The sequence below is a fragment of the Mucilaginibacter pallidiroseus genome, from assembly GCF_007846085.1.
Taxonomy (GTDB): domain Bacteria; phylum Bacteroidota; class Bacteroidia; order Sphingobacteriales; family Sphingobacteriaceae; genus Mucilaginibacter; species Mucilaginibacter pallidiroseus.
Genome location: NZ_VOEJ01000004.1, coordinates 76,169 through 94,863, shown reverse-complemented (window position 1 = coordinate 94,863; position 18,695 = coordinate 76,169). Strand labels below are relative to the sequence as shown.

The 18,695-nt window shown below is 42.4% G+C and carries 15 protein-coding genes and 5 tRNA genes; all 20 read right to left on the bottom strand.

The features are described from left to right. Positions 1-60: 60 nt before the first annotated feature. Entirely contained in the window at positions 61-4,350 is a 4,290-nt protein-coding gene (gene rpoC / locus FPZ43_RS09725) for a DNA-directed RNA polymerase subunit beta' (protein ID WP_146381724.1), read from the bottom strand. 84 nt (positions 4,351-4,434) lie between these two features. Beyond that, positions 4,435-8,238: a DNA-directed RNA polymerase subunit beta gene (rpoB, locus tag FPZ43_RS09720; protein WP_146381723.1), complete on the bottom strand. Its 3,804-nt coding sequence runs from the start codon at positions 8,236-8,238 to the stop codon at positions 4,435-4,437. A 203-nt stretch (positions 8,239-8,441) separates the two neighbouring features. Next, positions 8,442-8,825: a 50S ribosomal protein L7/L12 gene (gene rplL / locus FPZ43_RS09715; protein ID WP_146381722.1), complete on the bottom strand. Its 384-nt coding sequence runs from the start codon at positions 8,823-8,825 to the stop codon at positions 8,442-8,444. 64 nt (positions 8,826-8,889) lie between these two features. Further along, entirely contained in the window at positions 8,890-9,408 is a 519-nt protein-coding gene (rplJ, locus tag FPZ43_RS09710) for a 50S ribosomal protein L10 (protein WP_146381721.1), read from the bottom strand. Between the two features lie 2 nt (positions 9,409-9,410). Beyond that, a complete protein-coding gene (gene rplA, locus FPZ43_RS09705; RefSeq protein WP_146381720.1) occupies positions 9,411-10,109 on the bottom strand; it encodes a 50S ribosomal protein L1 in 699 nt (232 codons plus the stop codon). A gap of 23 nt (positions 10,110-10,132) precedes the next feature. After that, entirely contained in the window at positions 10,133-10,576 is a 444-nt protein-coding gene (gene rplK / locus FPZ43_RS09700) for a 50S ribosomal protein L11 (RefSeq protein WP_146381719.1), read from the bottom strand. A gap of 197 nt (positions 10,577-10,773) precedes the next feature. Then, entirely contained in the window at positions 10,774-11,316 is a 543-nt protein-coding gene (gene nusG / locus FPZ43_RS09695) for a transcription termination/antitermination protein NusG (protein WP_146381718.1), read from the bottom strand. Between the two features lie 13 nt (positions 11,317-11,329). Continuing rightward, a complete protein-coding gene (secE, locus tag FPZ43_RS09690; RefSeq protein ID WP_146381717.1) occupies positions 11,330-11,524 on the bottom strand; it encodes a preprotein translocase subunit SecE in 195 nt (64 codons plus the stop codon). A gap of 16 nt (positions 11,525-11,540) precedes the next feature. Then, positions 11,541-11,611, bottom strand: a tRNA-Trp gene (locus FPZ43_RS09685). Between the two features lie 131 nt (positions 11,612-11,742). After that, a complete protein-coding gene (gene tuf / locus FPZ43_RS09680; protein ID WP_146381716.1) occupies positions 11,743-12,930 on the bottom strand; it encodes an elongation factor Tu in 1,188 nt (395 codons plus the stop codon). A 60-nt stretch (positions 12,931-12,990) separates the two neighbouring features. Continuing rightward, positions 12,991-13,062, bottom strand: a tRNA-Thr gene (locus FPZ43_RS09675). Between the two features lie 97 nt (positions 13,063-13,159). Continuing rightward, a tRNA-Gly gene (locus FPZ43_RS09670) sits at positions 13,160-13,232 on the bottom strand. A gap of 82 nt (positions 13,233-13,314) precedes the next feature. After that, positions 13,315-13,395: transfer RNA gene (locus FPZ43_RS09665), tRNA-Tyr, on the bottom strand. Positions 13,396-13,460: 65 nt separating this feature from the next. Further along, positions 13,461-13,533 (bottom strand) — tRNA-Thr (locus FPZ43_RS09660). A 234-nt stretch (positions 13,534-13,767) separates the two neighbouring features. Next, complete coding sequence (gene hpf / locus FPZ43_RS09655; RefSeq protein WP_146381715.1) at positions 13,768-14,115, bottom strand: ribosome hibernation-promoting factor, HPF/YfiA family; 348 nt, start codon at positions 14,113-14,115, stop codon at positions 13,768-13,770. Positions 14,116-14,127: 12 nt separating this feature from the next. After that, complete coding sequence (locus FPZ43_RS09650; RefSeq protein ID WP_146381714.1) at positions 14,128-15,042, bottom strand: tyrosine-type recombinase/integrase; 915 nt, start codon at positions 15,040-15,042, stop codon at positions 14,128-14,130. Between the two features lie 94 nt (positions 15,043-15,136). Continuing rightward, a complete protein-coding gene (gene rpsU, locus FPZ43_RS09645) occupies positions 15,137-15,328 on the bottom strand; it encodes a 30S ribosomal protein S21 (RefSeq protein WP_146381713.1) in 192 nt (63 codons plus the stop codon). A gap of 112 nt (positions 15,329-15,440) precedes the next feature. Further along, positions 15,441-16,139 carry a hypothetical protein gene (locus FPZ43_RS09640; RefSeq protein WP_146381712.1) on the bottom strand — a complete coding sequence of 233 codons (699 nt, stop codon included), beginning with the start codon at positions 16,137-16,139 and terminating at the stop codon, positions 15,441-15,443. 108 nt (positions 16,140-16,247) lie between these two features. Beyond that, on the bottom strand, positions 16,248-18,206 hold the full coding sequence (locus FPZ43_RS09635) for a M1 family metallopeptidase (protein ID WP_146381711.1): 1,959 nt from the start codon (positions 18,204-18,206) through the stop codon (positions 16,248-16,250). Positions 18,207-18,343: 137 nt separating this feature from the next. Then, positions 18,344-18,688 carry a Spx/MgsR family RNA polymerase-binding regulatory protein gene (locus FPZ43_RS09630; protein WP_146381710.1) on the bottom strand — a complete coding sequence of 115 codons (345 nt, stop codon included), beginning with the start codon at positions 18,686-18,688 and terminating at the stop codon, positions 18,344-18,346. Positions 18,689-18,695: the final 7 nt, after the last annotated feature.

Sequence of the window (18,695 nt, the reverse complement as noted above, 5' to 3'; positions counted from 1 at the left end):
AAAATAACAAAGCCTTCCGTTTTCACAGAAGGCTTTGTTAAAGTATTTCAAAAAATAAGCTTATGCTTCAACTTCTTCTGATTTAGAAGCCATTAAGCGATCAAACTCTTCCTGAGAACCTACGCGGATATTTTCGTACTCGCGTAAACCGGTTCCTGATGGAATCAAGTGACCAACAATAACGTTTTCTTTCAAGCCAAGCATCTTATCGTTTTTACCTGCTATAGCTGCTTCGTTCAGTACTTTGGTAGTTTCCTGGAACGATGCTGCCGAGATGAACGATTTGGTACCTAACGATGCACGGGTAATACCTTGCAACATTGGGCTTGAAGTTGCCGGGATAGCATCCCTCACCTCTACCAATTTCAGATCTCTGCGTTTTAGCATAGAGTTTTCATCACGTAGTTTACGTAAGGAGATGATCTGGCCTGCTTTCAATGAAGTAGAATCGCCTGGTTCAACAACAACTTTCTTGTCGTAGATTTCGTCGTTCTCTGTCATAAAGTCCCAACCATCAACAGCTTCTCTTTCAAGGAAACGGGTATCACCGGCGTCCTCAATAGTTACTTTCTGCATCATCTGGTGTACAATAACCTCGAAGTGCTTGTCATTGATCTTCACACCCTGTAAACGGTAAACTTCCTGGATACCATTAACAAGGTACTCCTGCACTGCAGCAGGGCCTTTAATTGCAAGGATATCTGCAGGAGAGATTGAACCATCTGATAAAGGCATACCGGCTTTTATAAAGTCGTTATCCTGTACAAGGATGTGTTTTGAAAGCGGTACAAGGTATTTTTTAACTTGGCCATCGCGCGATTCGATTGTAATTTCGCGGTTACCACGTTTTACACCACCAAGTGTTACCACACCATCAATTTCGGTTACTACAGCCGGGTTAGATGGGTTACGTGCTTCAAATAATTCCGTTACACGTGGTAAACCACCCGTAATATCTCGCGTTTTACCGGTTGAACGTGGAATTTTAGCAATAACCTGTCCGGTTTGTAGTTTGTCGCCTTCATCAACTGCAATGTGCGCACCTACCGGGATGTTATAGCCTTTAACCATGTTACCTTTGTTATCAACGATCTGGATAGAAGGGTTTTTGGTTTTATCCCTTGTATCAATGATAACTTTTTCGCGGTGACCAGTTTGCTCGTCGCTTTCTTCGCGGAAAGTAATACCTTCCAATACCGCTTCGAACTGGGCAATACCTGCAAACTCAGATATGATTACCGCGTTATACGGATCCCAAGAGCAAATACGGTCACCTTTTGTTATGGTTGCACCATCCTTAATGTACAGGTATGAACCGTAAGGAATGTTGTTGGTAACAATAACTTTATTAGTGCCCGGCTCAATGATGCGGAACTCGCCCGAACGGCCCAATACCACATCAACATTGCCATCTTCAGCAGTTTCGAAAGGCACGGTACGTACGTTCTCAAACTCAATTACACCATCGTATTTTGCAGTAATTTGCGACTCGGCCGCAATGTTAGATGCAGTACCCCCCACGTGGAATGTACGAAGTGTTAACTGTGTACCCGGCTCACCGATTGATTGTGCTGCAATTACACCAACAGCCTCGCCCATTTGCACGCGTTTACCGCTTGCAAGGTTACGGCCATAGCATAACGAACATACACCACGCTTGCTTTCGCAAGTTAATACCGAACGTATTTCAATACCTTCTAAAGGTGAATTCTCGATACGTTTAGCAATCTCCTCAGTAATATCATGACCGGCAGGAACAATCAGCTCATTAGTTAACGGATCGTGAACATCATGCAGGGTTGTACGGCCCAATATACGGTCGTATAAAGGCTCAACAATATCTTCATTGTCTTTCAAGGCAGTTGTATAAATACCACGCAGGGTACCGCAATCAACCTCGCCAACAATCATATCCTGTGCTACGTCATGTAAACGACGGGTTAAGTAACCCGCATCCGCCGTTTTCAACGCCGTATCCGCCAAACCTTTACGGGCACCGTGAGTAGAGATAAAGTACTCTAATACCGAAAGGCCTTCTTTAAAGTTTGATAAAATCGGGTTTTCAATGATCTCGCCACCTGAACCTGATTTTTGAGGCTTAGCCATCAAACCACGCATACCTGCAAGCTGACGGATCTGCTCTTTTGAACCACGTGCACCCGAGTCAAGCATCATGTAAACAGAGTTGAAGCCCTGGTTATCGTTGCTCAGGATGTCCATTACGTTCGCGGTTAAGCGGTTGTTGATACGTGTCCAGATATCGATGATCTGGTTATAACGCTCGTTGTTGGTAATGAAACCCATGTTGTAGTTATTCATTACCTCTTCAACCTCTTTAGAAGCCTGATCAATCAACTGAACTTTTTGCTCAGGAATGTTCACATCTTTCAGGTTGAACGACAAACCACCGCGGAATGCCATCTGGAAACCTAATTCCTTAATATCATCAAGGAACTGGGCAGCGCGCGCCATACCGGTGTTTTTTACAACCTCGCCGATAATATCACGTAGCGACTTTTTGGTTAAAAGTTCGTTTATGTAACCTACCTCTTCGGGCACGTGCTGGTTAAATAACACGCGGCCAACAGTAGTTTCAATTAATTTGGTTACAATCTCGCCATCACGTTCTTTGATACGGCCTTTAACTTTAATAAAGGCGTGCAGGTCAATTTTCTTCTCGTTGTAAGCGATGATTACCTCTTCGGCAGAGTAGAAAGTTAAGCCTTGCCCTTTAACAACGCGGGTATCGTCAGTTTTACGGCCTTTGGTTATGTAATACAAACCAAGCACCATGTCCTGAGATGGTACTGTAATAGGCGTACCGTTTGCAGGGTTAAGGATGTTATGCGATGCAAGCATCAATACCTGGGCTTCCAAAATTGCTGCGTTACCAAGTGGTACGTGCACAGCCATCTGGTCACCGTCAAAATCCGCGTTGAATGCTGTACAGGTTAACGGGTGTAACTGGATAGCTTTACCCTCAACCAATTTTGGTTGGAAGGATTGGATACCCAACCTGTGTAGCGTAGGCGCACGGTTTAATAACACCGGGTGGCCTTTCAATACGTTTTCTAAAATATCCCAAACTAATGGGTCTTTACGGTCAACAATCTTTTTAGCAGATTTTACTGTTTTAACCACACCACGCTCAATCATTTTGCGTATGATAAATGGTTTAAACAGCTCGGCAGCCATATCTTTTGGTAAACCGCACTCGTGCAGTTTCAAGTTAGGGCCCACAACAATTACCGAACGTGCCGAGTAATCCACACGTTTACCCAATAAGTTTTGACGGAAACGGCCTTGTTTACCTTTCAGGATGTCTGAAAGTGATTTAAGGGCACGGTTACCTTCAGTTTTTACTGCGTTAACTTTACGTGAGTTATCAAATAACGAGTCTACAGCTTCCTGTAACATACGTTTCTCGTTACGTAAAATTACTTCCGGTGCTTTAATCTCGATCAAACGTTTTAAACGATTGTTGCGGATAATTACACGGCGGTAAAGGTCATTTAAATCTGAAGTTGCAAAACGGCCACCCTCAAGTGGTACCAACGGGCGCAACTCAGGCGGGATAACCGGAACGATCTTAACAATCATCCACTCAGGGTTATTCTCGATACGGGTTTTAGCACCACGGAAAGCCTCAACAACCTGCAGGCGTTTTAAAGCCTCGTTTTTACGTTGTTGTGAAGTTTCGTTAGCTGCCTGGTGGCGAAGGTTGTATGAAAGCTGATCTAAATCGATACGTTTCAACAACTCTTCAAGTGCCTCGGCACCCATTTTAGCAACAAATTTCTGCGGATCCTTATCATCAAGATATTGGTTCTCTTTTGGTAAAGTATCCAGGATATCCAGGTATTCTTCTTCTGTCAGGAAATCCATTTTTGAAATTCCGTCAGCTTCTTTAACACCAGGTTGTATAACTACATAACGTTCGTAGTAAATAATAAGGTCGAGCCTTTTGGTTGGTAAACCTAAAAGGTAACCAATTTTGTTTGGTAACGAGCGGAAGTACCAGATGTGTGCAACAGGTACCACAAGGTTGATGTGCCCCATACGCTCACGACGTACTTTTTTCTCGGTTACTTCAACACCGCAACGGTCACAAACTATACCCTTGTAACGGATACGTTTGTATTTACCGCAATGGCATTCGTAATCTTTTACCGGACCGAAAATACGCTCGCAAAACAAACCATCACGCTCGGGTTTGTAAGTACGATAGTTAATGGTTTCCGGCTTCAAAACCTCGCCACTTGAACGCTCCAGTATAGACTCCGGAGAGGCCAAACTGATGGTAATGGTGGTAAAGTTACTTTTGATTTTATTATCCTTTTTGTAAGACATAGTCTACTTTGTTTTAAAGTTAAAAGTTAAAGGTTAAAAAGTTGAAGGCAGCTCTTGGCCGGCCTTCAACTATAAACTTTATACTTATTCTAAAGTGATATCCAAACCTAAACCTCTTAATTCATGAACCAATACGTTGAATGATTCAGGAACCGATGGTGTAGGCAGGTTTTCGCCTTTAACAATTGCCTCATAAGTTTTGGCACGGCCGATAACATCATCCGATTTAACGGTAAGTATCTCCTGCAAGATGTTTGCTGCACCGAATGCCTCAAGTGCCCAAACCTCCATCTCACCAAAACGCTGACCACCAAACTGTGCTTTACCACCCAATGGCTGTTGTGTAATAAGTGAGTACGGACCGATTGAACGGGCGTGCATCTTATCATCAACCATGTGGCCAAGTTTAAGCATGTAGATGATACCTACGGTAGTTTGCTGATCGAAACGATCACCTGTTAAACCGTTGTACAGGTAAGTACGGCCCGATTCTGGTAAGCCTGCTTTAGCAATCCACTCCTCAACTTCTGTATGGCTTGCACCATCAAATATTGGGGTAGCGAATTTTACACCAAGCTCTTTACCAGCCCAGCCTAATACTGTTTCGTAAATCTGGCCAAGGTTCATACGTGAAGGTACACCCAGTGGGTTCAACACAATATCAACCGGGGTACCGTCTTCAAGGAAAGGCATGTCTTCGTCACGTACAATACGTGCAACAATACCTTTGTTACCGTGGCGGCCCGCCATTTTATCACCCACTTTAAGCTTACGCTTTTTAGCGATGTAAACTTTAGCCATCTGCACAATGCCTGATGGAAGCTCGTCGCCCACGCTGATCGCAAATTTATCACGACGGTAAGCACCCAGTTCTTCATTAACTTTAATGTTATAGTTATGAAGCAACAGTTTTATCTGGTCGTTTTTGTCGTCATCAGTAGTCCACTTGGTTGGGTTGATATTTTCATAGTTCAACTCAGCAAGTATCTTCTGTGTAAACTTAACGCCTTTAGCTACGTAAAGCTCTTTGTAAACGTTGTAAACACCTTGAGATGTTTTGCCGTTAACAATTTCAAACAGTTTTTCGATCAAAGTATTTTTAAGCTCTTTAACAGCTTTATCATGCTTTGCATCTAATTTTTCTATCTGTGCTTTCTCTTCTGCTTTGGTTGTTTTTTTGGCACGTGAGAATAGTTTTGTATCGATAACAACACCAGCAATTGAAGGCGGAGTTTTTAACGATGCATCTTTAACATCACCTGCTTTGTCACCAAAGATGGCGCGTAACAATTTTTCTTCCGGAGAAGGGTCAGACTCACCTTTAGGTGTAATCTTACCAATCAGGATATCGCCTTCTTTAACCTCGGCACCTACACGGATGATACCGTCTTCGTCAAGGTCTTTAGTAGCTTCTTCAGATACGTTAGGGATATCCGGTGTCAATTCCTCCTCACCGCGTTTTGTGTCGCGCACTTCAAGTTCAAACTCTTCAACGTGTAACGATGTAAAGATATCCTGCGATACAACACGCTCAGATATTACAATCGCATCCTCGAAGTTGTAACCTTGCCAAGGCATGAATGCCACTTTAAGGTTACGGCCCAATGCAAGCTCGCCATCTTGAGTAGCGTAGCCTTCGCAAAGCACCTGTCCTTTTTCAACGCGCTGGCCTTTTTTAACAATAGGCTTTAAGTTGATGGTAGTGCTTTGGTTGGTTTTCTTGAACTTGGTTAAGATGTAGCTCTTGGTATCGCCTTCGAAAGAAACCAAACGGTCAAGTTCGTTACGATCATATTTAATTTTGATCTCGTTAGCATCAACATACTCAACCACACCATTGCCTTCGGCGTTGATAAGGGTACGAGAATCTTTTGCTACGCGGCCTTCCAAACCTGTACCTACAATTGGCGCCTCAGGGCGTAAAAGCGGCACAGCCTGGCGCTGCATGTTGGATCCCATCAATGCACGGTTAGCATCATCGTGCTCCAAGAACGGAATCAATGATGCTGCGATAGAGGTGATCTGGTTTGGAGCAATGTCCATCAAATCCAATCTTTCCGGCTCGATGATCGGGAAGTCACCTTCAAAACGTGCTTTAACACGTGGGTTGGCAAATACACCTTTATCATCATAGTATGCGTTTGCCTGGCCAATTGTTTTACCATCCTCATCTTCTGCAGATAAGTAGATAACAGGCTCTTCAACCTGTACCACACCTTCAACTACGCGTTTGTACGGCGTTTCGATGAAGCCTAAGTTGTTGATTTTAGCGTGTACGCAAAGTGACGAAATCAAACCAATGTTCGGGCCCTCAGGAGTTTCGATAGTACACAACCTACCGTAGTGGGTATAGTGAACGTCACGAACCTCGAAACCTGCACGCTCACGTGATAAACCGCCTGGCCCAAGGGCTGACAGACGACGCTTGTGCGTAATCTCTGCCAGTGGGTTGGTTTGGTCCATGAACTGTGATAGCTGGTTGGTACCGAAGAACGAGTTGATAACCGATGATAACGTACGTGCGTTGATCAGGTCGGTTGGTGTGAACACCTCGTTGTCGCGAATGTTCATACGCTCGCGGATGGTACGTGCCATACGCGCCAAACCTACGCCGAACTGAGCATATAACTGCTCGCCTACTGTACGTACACGACGGTTTGATAAGTGATCGATATCATCCACTTCAGCTTTAGAGTTGATCAGTTTGATCAAGTACTTAACAATGGCGATGATATCCTGCTTGGTTAATACTTTTGTTTCGTCAGAAGTATTAAGTTTCAGTTTACGGTTGATGCGGTAACGGCCCACATCGCCCAGGTCATATCTTTTATCAGAGAAGAATAAACGATCGATGATACCACGAGCAGTTTCCTCATCAGGTGGTTCGGCGTTACGCAATTGACGGTAGATATGCTCAACCGCTTCTTTCTCCGAGTTCGAAGTATCTTTTTGTAAGGTATTGTATATAATAGTATAATCTCCGCTGGTGGCAGCATCCTCCTTGTTAAGGATGATAGTTTTAACACCGGCATCGATGATCATATCAATATGGTCATCTTCCAATACGGTTTCGCGCTCAAGGATGATCTCGTTACGATCGATAGACACCACTTCACCGGTATCTTCGTCCACGAAGTCTTCAACCCATTTCTTAAGCACCCTTGCAGCAAGCTTACGGCCAATAAATTTCTTAAGGCCAGATTTGCTTACTTTAACCTCATCGGCAAGTTCAAATAACTCCAAAATGTCTTTATCAGAGTCATAACCAATTGCACGTAACAAGGTGGTAACCGGGAATTTCTTTTTACGGTCGATGTATGCATACATCACGTTATTAACGTCAGTAGCAAACTCAATCCATGAACCTTTAAAAGGTATTACACGGGCCGAGTACAATTTAGTACCGTTTGTGTGGCGGCTTTGGCCAAAGAACACACCTGGCGAACGGTGCAACTGTGATACAATTACACGCTCGGCGCCATTAATAACAAATGTACCCTTCGGCGTCATGTAAGGGATGGTACCCAAATAAACGTCCTGTACAATTGTTTCAAAATCTTCGTGCTCGGCATCGTTACAGCTTAAGCGAAGTTTTGCTTTTAAAGGCACACTGTAGGTTAACCCGCGCTCGATACACTCGCGTATATCATAACGTGGCGGATCAATAAAGTAATCAAGAAACTCTAAAACAAAGATGTTCCTTGAATCAGAGATAGGAAAGTTTTCTGCAAACACCTTGAACAAACCTTCTTTATAGCGGTTGTCTGAAGTAGTTTCCAATTGAAAAAATTCCTGGAAAGATTGTAACTGTACGTCCAGGAAATCCGGGTAATCAAGTACCTTTCTGCTGGTTGCAAAGTTTACTCTTTGGTTATTATTGTTTGCCAAGGTATTATAATTTTAGTTTATTAAACCTGTATTTTTAGATATGAGATCTTAGACGTGAGATTTGAGACAGACTTTGAAATCTTCATAAAAGAGGCAAGATCTCATATCTCATATCTTACATCTCAAATCTAAAGTATATAAACAGCAATAGACCCCGACCAAAAATGGTCGGAGTCTGATGCTATTTGGTAAGCGGGGTTAAATTACTTAACCTCAACTACTGCTCCGGCTTCCTCTAATTGTTTTTTCAGAGACTCAGCTTCTTCTTTAGTTACACCAGCTTTAAGCTCTTTTGGAGCGCCGTCAACTAAATCTTTAGCTTCTTTCAAGCCCAGACCAGTTAAGTCTTTTACTAATTTAACAACTGCTAATTTTTGACCACCAGCTTCTTTCAGGATTACGTCAAATGCAGTTTGCTCAGCAGCAGCAGGAGCAGCATCACCGCCGTCACCAGCAGGAGCAGCAACAGCAACAGCTGCAGCAGCTGGCTCAATGCCATACTCGTCTTTCAAGATTTGAGCTAACTCGTTTACTTCTTTTACTGTTAAGTTAACTAACTGTTCAGCAAAGGCTTTTAAATCTGCCATTTTATTTAAATTTTAAACTTTAATACTTTTTGTTTTTTAATGTCCGCGCTTAAAGGTGCGTGGATTAACCTCTTTCTTGTAATGTTTTTACAACGCCTGCTATGATGCTGCCGCCAGATTGTAGGGCAGAAACCACATTTTTTGCAGGAGATTGTAGTAAGCCAACGATCTCGCCGATAAGTTGTTCCTTAGATTTAAGCTTGGTTAAGGTATCCAACTGGTTATCGCCAATGAAAATAGCCGAATCGATGTAAGCTGCTTTTAAAACAGGTTTATCGCCTTTTTTCCTTAATTGTTTAATCAACTTTGCCGGAGCAGTTGCTGATTTAGAGAAAAGGATTGATGATGAACCTTTAAGCACGTCAAAGATTGGCTGAAAATCGCCACCTGCAGCTTCCATAGCTTTTTTAATCAAGCTATTTTTTGCAACCTGCATTGTGATGTCGTTTTCAAAACACTGACGACGGATAGTATTTACTTTTGCAACCGTAAGATCAGCAGTGTCGGTAATATAGAAGTTACCGTACTCTTTGATCTGCTCAGTAAGGGCTACAACAAGGTCGTATTTTTCTTCTTTGTTCATGATTAGATCCCCGCTACTGATTTAGTTTCAATTGTAATACCTGGCGACATTGTTGAAGAGATGTGAATGCTCTTGAAATATGTGCCTTTTGCTGCCGAAGGTTTTAATTTAGAGATAACCTGCAATACTTCTAATGCATTCTCGTAAATTTTCTCGGCAGAGAAAGATGCTTTTCCTATTGAGGTATGGATGATACCGGTTTTGTCAACCTTGAAATCGATCTTACCACCTTTAACCTCATTTACAGCTTTACCAACTTCTGTTGTTACTGTACCTGATTTAGGGTTAGGCATAAGGTTACGCGGACCTAATATACGGCCCAAACGTCCTACTTTAGCCATAACACTTGGCATAGTGATGATAATATCAACATCAGTCCATCCGCCTTCAATTTTGGCGATATAATCATCCAAACCTACGTAATCTGCACCTGCGTCTTTTGCTTCTTGTTCCTTATCAGGAGTACAAAGCACTAAAACGCGCACAGTTTTACCGGTTCCATGAGGTAAGGTTGCAATACCACGTACCATTTGATTGGCTTTACGTGGGTCAACACCTAAACGTACATCGATATCTACTGATGAATCAAATTTTGTATTGGTTAATTCCTTAACCAATGATGATGCATCTTGTAATGTGTAAGCTTTGTTCGCCTCAATTTTGGAGAGTGCCGCTTTTTGATTTTTTGTTAATCTTGCCACTGTCTTAAACTGATTTGTATAAATTAATTATTCCAGGGTGCCGTACCTGATACGGTTATACCCATACTACGGGCAGTACCTGCCACCATTTTCATGGCTGATTCTACTGTAAAAGCATTCAAATCAGTCATTTTATCTTTGGCAATAGTTTCAACCTGCTCCCAGTTTACACTGGCAACTTTTTTACGGTTGGGCTCTGCCGACCCGCTTTTTAAACCTGTTACTTCCAACAACTGGATTGCAACCGGCGGGGTTTTGATGATAAAATCGAATGACTTGTCTACGTATACAGTAATAACTACAGGTAACACTTTTCCAGGTTTGTCCTGGGTACGTGCATTGAACTGCTTGCAAAACTCCATGATGTTAACACCTTTTGCACCCAATGCAGGGCCAATTGGTGGAGATGGATTTGCAGCGCCGCCTTTCACTTGTAGTTTTACTAACGCACCGACTTCTTTTGCCATTTTAATTTACTTTTTTATAACTCAATGTTAGTAAGTGGAAGCTAAGTAACATTTAAGATTTGGTGAGTGATTGACTGGATTACCAGTAAGTGGTTAAACTACTGCTGTTATCAAACGCTCTGTATTTTTAATATTGTATAAGTTTGAGTCAGGCTACGGTCAACTATTCGCTAATCAACTAATAACCATTCACAAAACTACTCTTTCTCTACCTGCATGTAATTCAATTCAAGCGGCGTACGGCGCCCGAATATCTTTACCATTACTTTCAGTTTTTTCTTCTCTTCGTTAACTTCTTCGATAACACCGCTGAAGCCATTGAAAGGGCCGTCCATTACTTTAACGTTTTCACCTACATAGTAAGGTACGTTCATGGTTTCGCCCTGGGTGGTCATTTCATCAACCTTACCTAAAATACGGTTAACTTCGGCCTGGCGTAATGGTATAGCATTACCTGCTTTATCACCAAGGAAACCAATTACGCTGTTGATGTTTTTTATAACGTGTTCTAACTCGCCGTCAAGTGCCGCTTCCATTAATACATAACCCGGAAAGTAATTGCGTTCTTTCGCAATCTTTTTTCCGTCGCGCATCTGGTAGTATTTTTCAGTAGGTATTAATACCTGCGGTACCAGGTGGGTTATACCCAAACGGCTTATCTCCGCATCAATGTATTGCTTTACCTTTTTTTCTTTACCACTAATTGCACGTACTACGTACCATTTTAATTGATCACTCATCTATATTATATAATTAGGCCAGTGAAGTATAAAACTGATTAAGCAGGTAACCAATGATCTGGTCCATACCGAATATTAATAATGCAATGATTATTGCAGATACCAATACCAATACAGCGCTGTTTTGCAGCTCTTTCCAGGTTGGCCAGGTTACCTTCTGGGTCAACTCAATGTATGATTCCTTAAAATATTCAGCTACACCTGCCATTTTATATCTACTTATGCACGGGAACAAGGATTCGAACCCTGATCAAAGGTTTTGGAGACCTCTATTCTACCGTTGAACTATTCCCGTGTAGTTAATTGCTTTGTTATGTAACAAACTAAGCTTTGATAATTAGTAACAAAGTACTTAGGTTTTTCAACCTAAGTACTTTGACTGTAAATTAACCTATCCTTTCTTTCCCTTACGGGATAAAGAGGCGGTTAGTTTAATATTTCAGTTACCTGACCGGCACCTACAGTTCTACCACCTTCACGGATAGCGAAACGTAGACCTTTTTCCATCGCGATAGCGTTGATCAATTTTACAGTGATTGTAACGTTATCACCTGGCATAACCATTTCTACACCTGGCTCAAGTGAAATTTCACCTGTAACGTCAGTGGTACGGAAATAGAATTGCGGACGGTATTTGTTGAAGAATGGAGTGTGACGGCCACCTTCTGCTTTTGATAATACGTAAACCTCAGCTTTGAAATCGGTGTGAGGAGTTACTGAACCTGGTTTACAGATAACCATACCACGACGGATATCAGTTTTCTCAATACCACGTAACAATAAACCTACGTTGTCACCAGCTTCACCACGGTCAAGGATTTTGCGGAACATCTCAACACCAGTAACGGTTGATTTTAAGTTCTCAGCACCCATACCCAAGATGTCAACTTGCTCACCTGAGTTAATTACACCACGCTCGATACGGCCAGTTGCTACTGTACCACGACCAGTGATTGAGAATACGTCCTCAACTGGCATCAAGAATGGAAGATCTGTCAAACGTGGAGGGATTGGGATGTAGCTATCTACAGCATCCATCAATTCCATGATTTTAGCAACCCAAGTAGCATCGCCGTTCAAGCCACCAAGAGCAGAACCTTGAATTACAGGGATATCATCACCAGGGAATTCGTAGAATGATAATAACTCACGAACTTCCATTTCAACAAGCTCTAACAACTCTGGGTCGTCAACCATGTCAACTTTGTTCATGAACACTACAAGAGCAGGTACACCTACCTGACGAGCCAAAAGGATGTGCTCGCGAGTTTGAGGCATTGGACCATCAGTAGCAGCAACCACGATGATAGCACCATCCATCTGAGCAGCACCAGTAACCATGTTTTTTACATAGTCAGCGTGGCCCGGGCAGTCAACGTGTGCATAGTGACGGTTTGCAGTTGAGTACTCAACGTGAGCAGTATTAATAGTAATACCACGTTCTTTTTCTTCAGGAGCAGAGTCAATTGAATCAAATGAACGAGCTTCTGATAAACCTGCGTCAGCTAATACTTTAGTGATAGCTGCGGTAAGGGTTGTTTTACCGTGGTCAACGTGACCGATTGTACCGATGTTTAAGTGCGGCTTACTGCGGTCAAATTTTTCTTTTGCCATGATCTATTTTTGTTTGTAGGTTAATTTAATTTTTAAGTATCACACCTTTTACAGTGCTTGAGCCAACAATGGGATTTGAACCCATGACCTCTTCCTTACCAAGGAAGTGCTCTACCCCTGAGCTACGTCGGCTTATGTTTAGTTCATTGATTCACTCGCTTTATAGTTCACCGGCAGGTATTTCCCGGCACAAATGAACTAATGGACCTGGCAACCTTTGAACCAACCGAGCGGAAGACGAGGTTCGAACTCGCGACCTATAGCTTGGAAGGCTATCGCTCTACCAACTGAGCTACTTCCGCTTTTAAATCAGTTAGCAGTTCCCTGTTAACAGTTGGCAGATAAACTGCTTACTGCAAACCGGCAACTGCCTACTGAAAAATGTGGGGGGAGAAGGATTCGAACCTTCGTAGCCGAAGCAACGGATTTACAGTCCGTCCCATTTGACCGCTCTGGTATCCCCCCATTTGTTGATTTCGGATCTGCCGTATTTAAGTGGAAGCTAAATACCACATCTCCGAAAAAAACAGAGCCTCCTATCGGGATCGAACCAATGACCTACTGATTACAAGTCAGTTGCTCTACCAGCTGAGCTAAGGAGGCTTATATTTTGCCTGCTATTTAAGTATTTCTACCTTTTTTAAGCGGGTGCAAATATACACTATTTTTTTATTTAAAAGAACCTTCCCTTTTTTTATCTCCGGGGTGGCTTTCAGCCCTCTCGGAAAGGGATTGCAAATCTACAAAAATTTACCCCCGTGCAAAATTTTTTTACAAAAAAAATCGACAGGCTTTTTGCCTGTCGATCCCTTGGCCTTACAGCCATTTTGTATGTGCTTAAAAATCTTCGTCTTCCGCAACAAGTGTGGCCTTTTTGGCCTCGGCGGCAGCTATGGATTTTTTTGTTTTTTGTTTCTCTATTTGCTTGCGCAGGCTCTCTACTACTAGGTCGGTAGCTTCTTCAAATGTCTTACATTTTTCTTTTGCGAACATTTGCGTACCCGGAAGATTTAATTTTATCTCTGATATTTTATTTGCTTCGTCTTCTACATTCTCCAATTTAAGGTACACTTCGCCGCCTATGATATGGTCATGAAAGGTATCAAGCTTATCAACTTTCTTTTGAATAAAGTCCAGCAATTTCTGGTCTGCAGTGAAGTGGATCGATTGCACGGTAATTTTCATTTTTCCTCCTTTTTATGCCTTTGGATGGGCTTGTTTGTAAATAGACTTTAATCTCTCAACAGAATTGTGTGTATAAACTTGCGTGGCACTGAGATTAGCGTGGCCAAGCAATTCTTTTATGGCATTTAAATCGGCGCCATTATTAAGTAAGCTTGTTGCAAATGTGTGCCTTAAAACGTGAGGGCTCTTTTTACTATGTGTTGATATGTTGGTAAGATAGCTTTTCACAGTGTTATAAATTAGCATAGGATATCCGCTGCTTCCTTTATTTGTAACGATCAAGGTTAACGAATTGTTACGAAAAATCTCATTTTTTTTGGCTTCTAAGTAGGTTTTCAACTGTTGTATTAACTCCGCATTAAGCGGTATTATCCTCTGTTTGTTGCGTTTACCCAACACCTTTATCGTATTTTCATAAAAATCAATATCCGTGTCTTTAAGGCTCAACAGCTCGGCCAATCGCATGCCGGTTCCAAATAACAGTTCTATCACTGTTTTATCACGTATGCCCGCAAAATCATTGGCAAATATCGGGTCGTTGGTTGTGTCCATGCGGCCATCAAGCATGGCAGTCAGCTTGGTATCATCTACAACCACAGGTAACTGTTTGCTGATCCTGGCAGATGTTATGCGTAGTGCCGGGTTGGCCTGTACCAGGCCATCCTGCAATAAAAATTTAAAATATTTGCGTAGCGTAGCAAGCTTGCGGTTTACCGTGCGGGCCAGGTGGCCGTTATCAAGCATTTCGGCCATCCAGTTACGGATGTGGTGATGGCTTACTTGTGATGGATGCGTTATGGATGGATCTTCGCCGGGTGGGTTTATGTAGGCCATGAACTGTTCAAGATCGGCCCGGTAAGCTGTTACAGTATGGGGCGAGTACCTTTTCTCTAATTCGATATACTGTATAAAACGGCCTAAAAACATAAAAACTATTTGAACACCCAATAAATTGAATGTACAAATAGTTTTTTTATAGTGACAAGAAATTTGTGAAAATTCTTTTTACTAAAAAAGAGAATTAAACAGTTTCCTGGTTCATACCTTGTTTGTAGATGGCATGTTTAATTTCGTGCCTGCGTGCAACAGATTTTTTTTCAAAAGCCTGACGACTACGTAGCTCTCTTAAAACGCCCGTTTTTTCGAATTTCTTTTTAAAGCGTTTTAATGCCTTATCTAATGATTCTCCGTCTTTTACGTTGATAATGATCATATCCCAAATACCTCCTTTCAGGGACGCCAAAGGTAGTAATTGTTTTTATAATCTGAAATACAATGCCTTAAATTTATTTTATTTAAGCCGTTAGTATAACTATAAATCACTTTTATTGCAGATCGGGCGCAGGTGCAAGGGCCGGCAGCTGCCTTTTATCTGGCGGCAGGGCCATGTATTTTTTATAACTATCGTTTATATAGGCCACCATTGACTCGCTGTTGTTGCTGCGGATAAACTTATAAGTGGGCCTGTAAAGCGAAATAAAGTTGGAAAGCTCCTGCCCTTTCAAAGGCACAATGCTTCCCACATATACCGGAGTAAACACGGCATCGATGTGGCGCTCTTCAGCATCTTTTTGAAAGTACTTTTTTAAGCGGCGTGCGTTTTTGGCATCTCTGCTAAACCATGTAGATGGCGAGAATACGTAAACCTTGCTTTTTTCATACACCTGCTTATACTCAACCCGTGGGTTAAACTCGGTACGCGTGGCGGTTACATTAACCTGGTTAAGATTAATGGTTTTAACCACCATCATTATCTTTTTAGGTTTCATATCAATCAGGTAAACGGTATCTGGCACGTACCCCGGCGAGTTGAATATCAGCAAATGGCCGGTAGCTGTTCTTATTTCGAACTGCCCGTTTTTATCGGTAATGGTTACCTGCTTATTATTATCATCGCGCACAAATACATTATTGATGCGTATTGTGGTGCCGTTTTCATAAACAGTGCCTTTTAATGTTTGCTGGGCAACAGCCAGGCTGCTTACAAATAAAAGGGCCAGTATCAGCGTATATATTCTTGACATAGGTTGTAAATAACTGTTAAAGGTTTAACCTGCCAACAGGCTTTTAGGTTTCAATTTTAAACATTTAATTCAACAAAAAACCCGGCCTGCGGGCCGGGTTAAATATCATTACTTTTTCCAGACGTTATTCTCCTGGTTGTAATCGGGCGATTGTTTGTCAGGGTCAATAGTTACCGAGTCAATTTCTTCTGTTGAAGGAAACTTGTAAACAAAGCTATTGTTACGCTCCCATACCTCAACCGGCACTTTTACACGCTCAACTTTGCCGCTTTTGATTTTCACTTCAAGCGTTACCGGGAAAGCCATTTTTTCCAGGTTATCCAAAGTAATCAAAGCTCCTTTTGATGCATCGCCGCCAACATATTTTACGTCGCGCACACCAACATCCAGGCGCCAGTTATTTACGAACCAGCCTCTCCAGAACCAGTTAAGGCTCTCGCCCGCTGCATTCTCCATCGTGCGGAAAAAATCATCTGGTGTAGGGTGTTTAAATGCCCAGCGGTTAATGTATGTTTTAAATGCAAAGTCGAAACGCTCAGGGCCCAGGATCTGCTCACGCAGCATGGTTAAACCCATACCCGGTTTAAAGTATAATAAGATACCTGTATTTGCCTCTTTTAAGTTATCAGGCGCGCTCATTACGGTTTCCATATTTGGATTGGTAATGTATTGGGCAGCACGCTGTACATCCTGCTTACCTTTAGGCGCATATTCGCCTTTGTTAAAATCGGCAGTGCTAAGGGTATTAATAAAGGTGTTGAAGCCTTCATCCATCCAGCCGTACAGGCGCTCGTTTGAGCCTACTATCATCGGGAACCAGGTGTGGCCAAACTCATGGTCATTTACGCCCCAAAGGTCTCCTTTCTTTGCTTTTGCGCTGCAAAAAACGATACCAGGATACTCCATACCACCTACTACACCGGCAACAGCTGTTGCTGCAGGGTAAGGGTACTCGAACCATTTTGATGAGTTGTACTCAACAGATTTTTTAACATACTCGGTTGAGCGGCCCCAGGCGTTGTTACCATCGCTCTCTACAGGGTATGCAGATATTGCCATTGATTTTTTACCGCTTGGCAACTCCATCTTAGCAGCATCAACAATAAAAGATGCTGATGACGCCCATGAAGCATCACGTGCATTTTTAATTTTAAAGCGCCATGTTAACTCTTTTTTACCTGCAGGGCGTGATGCCGCGCTGGTAACCTCGTCTGCCTTACGTATCATTACCGTTTGCTCGCTACCGGCAGCCTGCTCCCAACGTTTAACCTGCTCTGGCGTATAAACATCCTGCGGGTTTTGTAACTCGCCCGATGCTACTACTATGTGGTTAGCCGGTGCGGTGATGTTTAAATCAAAATCGCCGTACTCCAGGTAAAACTCTCCGGGGCCGGTGTACGGCAGTGCATTCCATCCCAATATGTCATCATACACGTACATGCGCGGGTACCATTGCGCTACGGTATATATTTTACCATTTTTGGTATTCAGGATACCGGTACGGTCCGAACCATATTGCGGAACAATGTACGAGTATTCGATACTAAGCTTTACCTGGCCACCGTTTGCATTTACACCTTGCGGCAAAAATATTTGCATGCGGCTGTCATCAATTAAAAATTTAACGTCCGTATTGCCAACTTTAACTGATTTTATAGTGTAGCCGTACTTGCTAAGGTCGCCACGGCTACCGTTACGGCTGCCGCTTGTAGGTATAATAGCCGTACCGCGAGAGTTTTGCTTAAACAGATTTTGATCAAGCTGCATCCACAAAAAGTCAAGCTTTTGCGGGCTGTTATTGGTATAAGTTAAAACTTCAGAACCTATAACTTCGTCTGTTTTGTCGTTAAGCCTTGCAGATAATTGATAGTCTGCACGGTTTTGCCAGTACTTAGGGCCGGGCTGTCCATCGGCAGCACGAAATTCCGAACCGTTTTTGGTATAAAACATTGGTGCAAAAGCATCGTGGTAATCATACTTTGATACCGGTGCCGAGTTTTGCGCCTGTGCAAAATCCCCAACAGCCATAGCAGCCAGCGTAATGCCGGCAATCCATTTAAATCTCATAATTGTTTAATAATATAAACGCAAGTATAGGAAATATTGCGAAGTATTGCGTTGTAATGATTTGGTTACGATAGGCAACCATAAGGATTGCAAATAACAAAGAAGCGGCCGGGCTTGTAGCCAGGCCGCTTTAATATTTACAGCAGTTCTTTCGCATAAGCGGCTTCGTCAAAACCGAAGAATAGAAAACCGTCTTTCTCAATAACCGGCCTTTTTATCATACTGGTTTTTTGCTGCAACAAAGCAAGGGCATCATCTTTTGTTTTGATGCTTTCTTTCACAGCCGGGTCAAGCTGTTTCCAGGTAAGTCCCTGCTTATTCAAAAATTTTTCATAACCGGCTTTTGCATCCCACTCGGCCAACTTCTCGGCACTTATACCCAGCTTTTTAAAATCGTGAAATTCATAAGCTACATTGTTGGCCTTAAGCCAATCAATTGCTTTTTTAACCGTGTTGCAGTTGGTAATTCCGTAAACTTTCATGCGGCAA

Excerpts from the sequence above, each read along its gene's own strand:
- secE (WP_146381717.1), bottom strand. The coding sequence starts at position 11,524 with ATGGCAGGTGTAGCTGAATATTTTAAGGAATCATACATTGAGTTGACC.
- rplJ (WP_146381721.1), bottom strand. The coding sequence starts at position 9,408 with ATGAACAAAGAAGAAAAATACGACCTTGTTGTAGCCCTTACTGAGCAG.
- tuf (WP_146381716.1), bottom strand. The coding sequence starts at position 12,930 with ATGGCAAAAGAAAAATTTGACCGCAGTAAGCCGCACTTAAACATCGGT.
- FPZ43_RS09635 (WP_146381711.1), bottom strand. The coding sequence starts at position 18,206 with ATGAGATTTAAATGGATTGCCGGCATTACGCTGGCTGCTATGGCTGTT.
- rpsU (WP_146381713.1), bottom strand. The coding sequence starts at position 15,328 with ATGATCATTATCAACGTAAAAGACGGAGAATCATTAGATAAGGCATTA.
- FPZ43_RS09640 (WP_146381712.1), bottom strand. The coding sequence starts at position 16,139 with ATGTCAAGAATATATACGCTGATACTGGCCCTTTTATTTGTAAGCAGC.
- nusG (WP_146381718.1), bottom strand. The coding sequence starts at position 11,316 with ATGAGTGATCAATTAAAATGGTACGTAGTACGTGCAATTAGTGGTAAA.
- hpf (WP_146381715.1), bottom strand. The coding sequence starts at position 14,115 with ATGAAAATTACCGTGCAATCGATCCACTTCACTGCAGACCAGAAATTG.
- rplL (WP_146381722.1), bottom strand. The coding sequence starts at position 8,825 with ATGGCAGATTTAAAAGCCTTTGCTGAACAGTTAGTTAACTTAACAGTA.
- FPZ43_RS09650 (WP_146381714.1), bottom strand. The coding sequence starts at position 15,042 with ATGTTTTTAGGCCGTTTTATACAGTATATCGAATTAGAGAAAAGGTAC.
- rplK (WP_146381719.1), bottom strand. The coding sequence starts at position 10,576 with ATGGCAAAAGAAGTCGGTGCGTTAGTAAAACTACAAGTGAAAGGCGGC.
- rpoC (WP_146381724.1), bottom strand. The coding sequence starts at position 4,350 with ATGTCTTACAAAAAGGATAATAAAATCAAAAGTAACTTTACCACCATT.
- FPZ43_RS09630 (WP_146381710.1), bottom strand. The coding sequence starts at position 18,688 with ATGAAAGTTTACGGAATTACCAACTGCAACACGGTTAAAAAAGCAATT.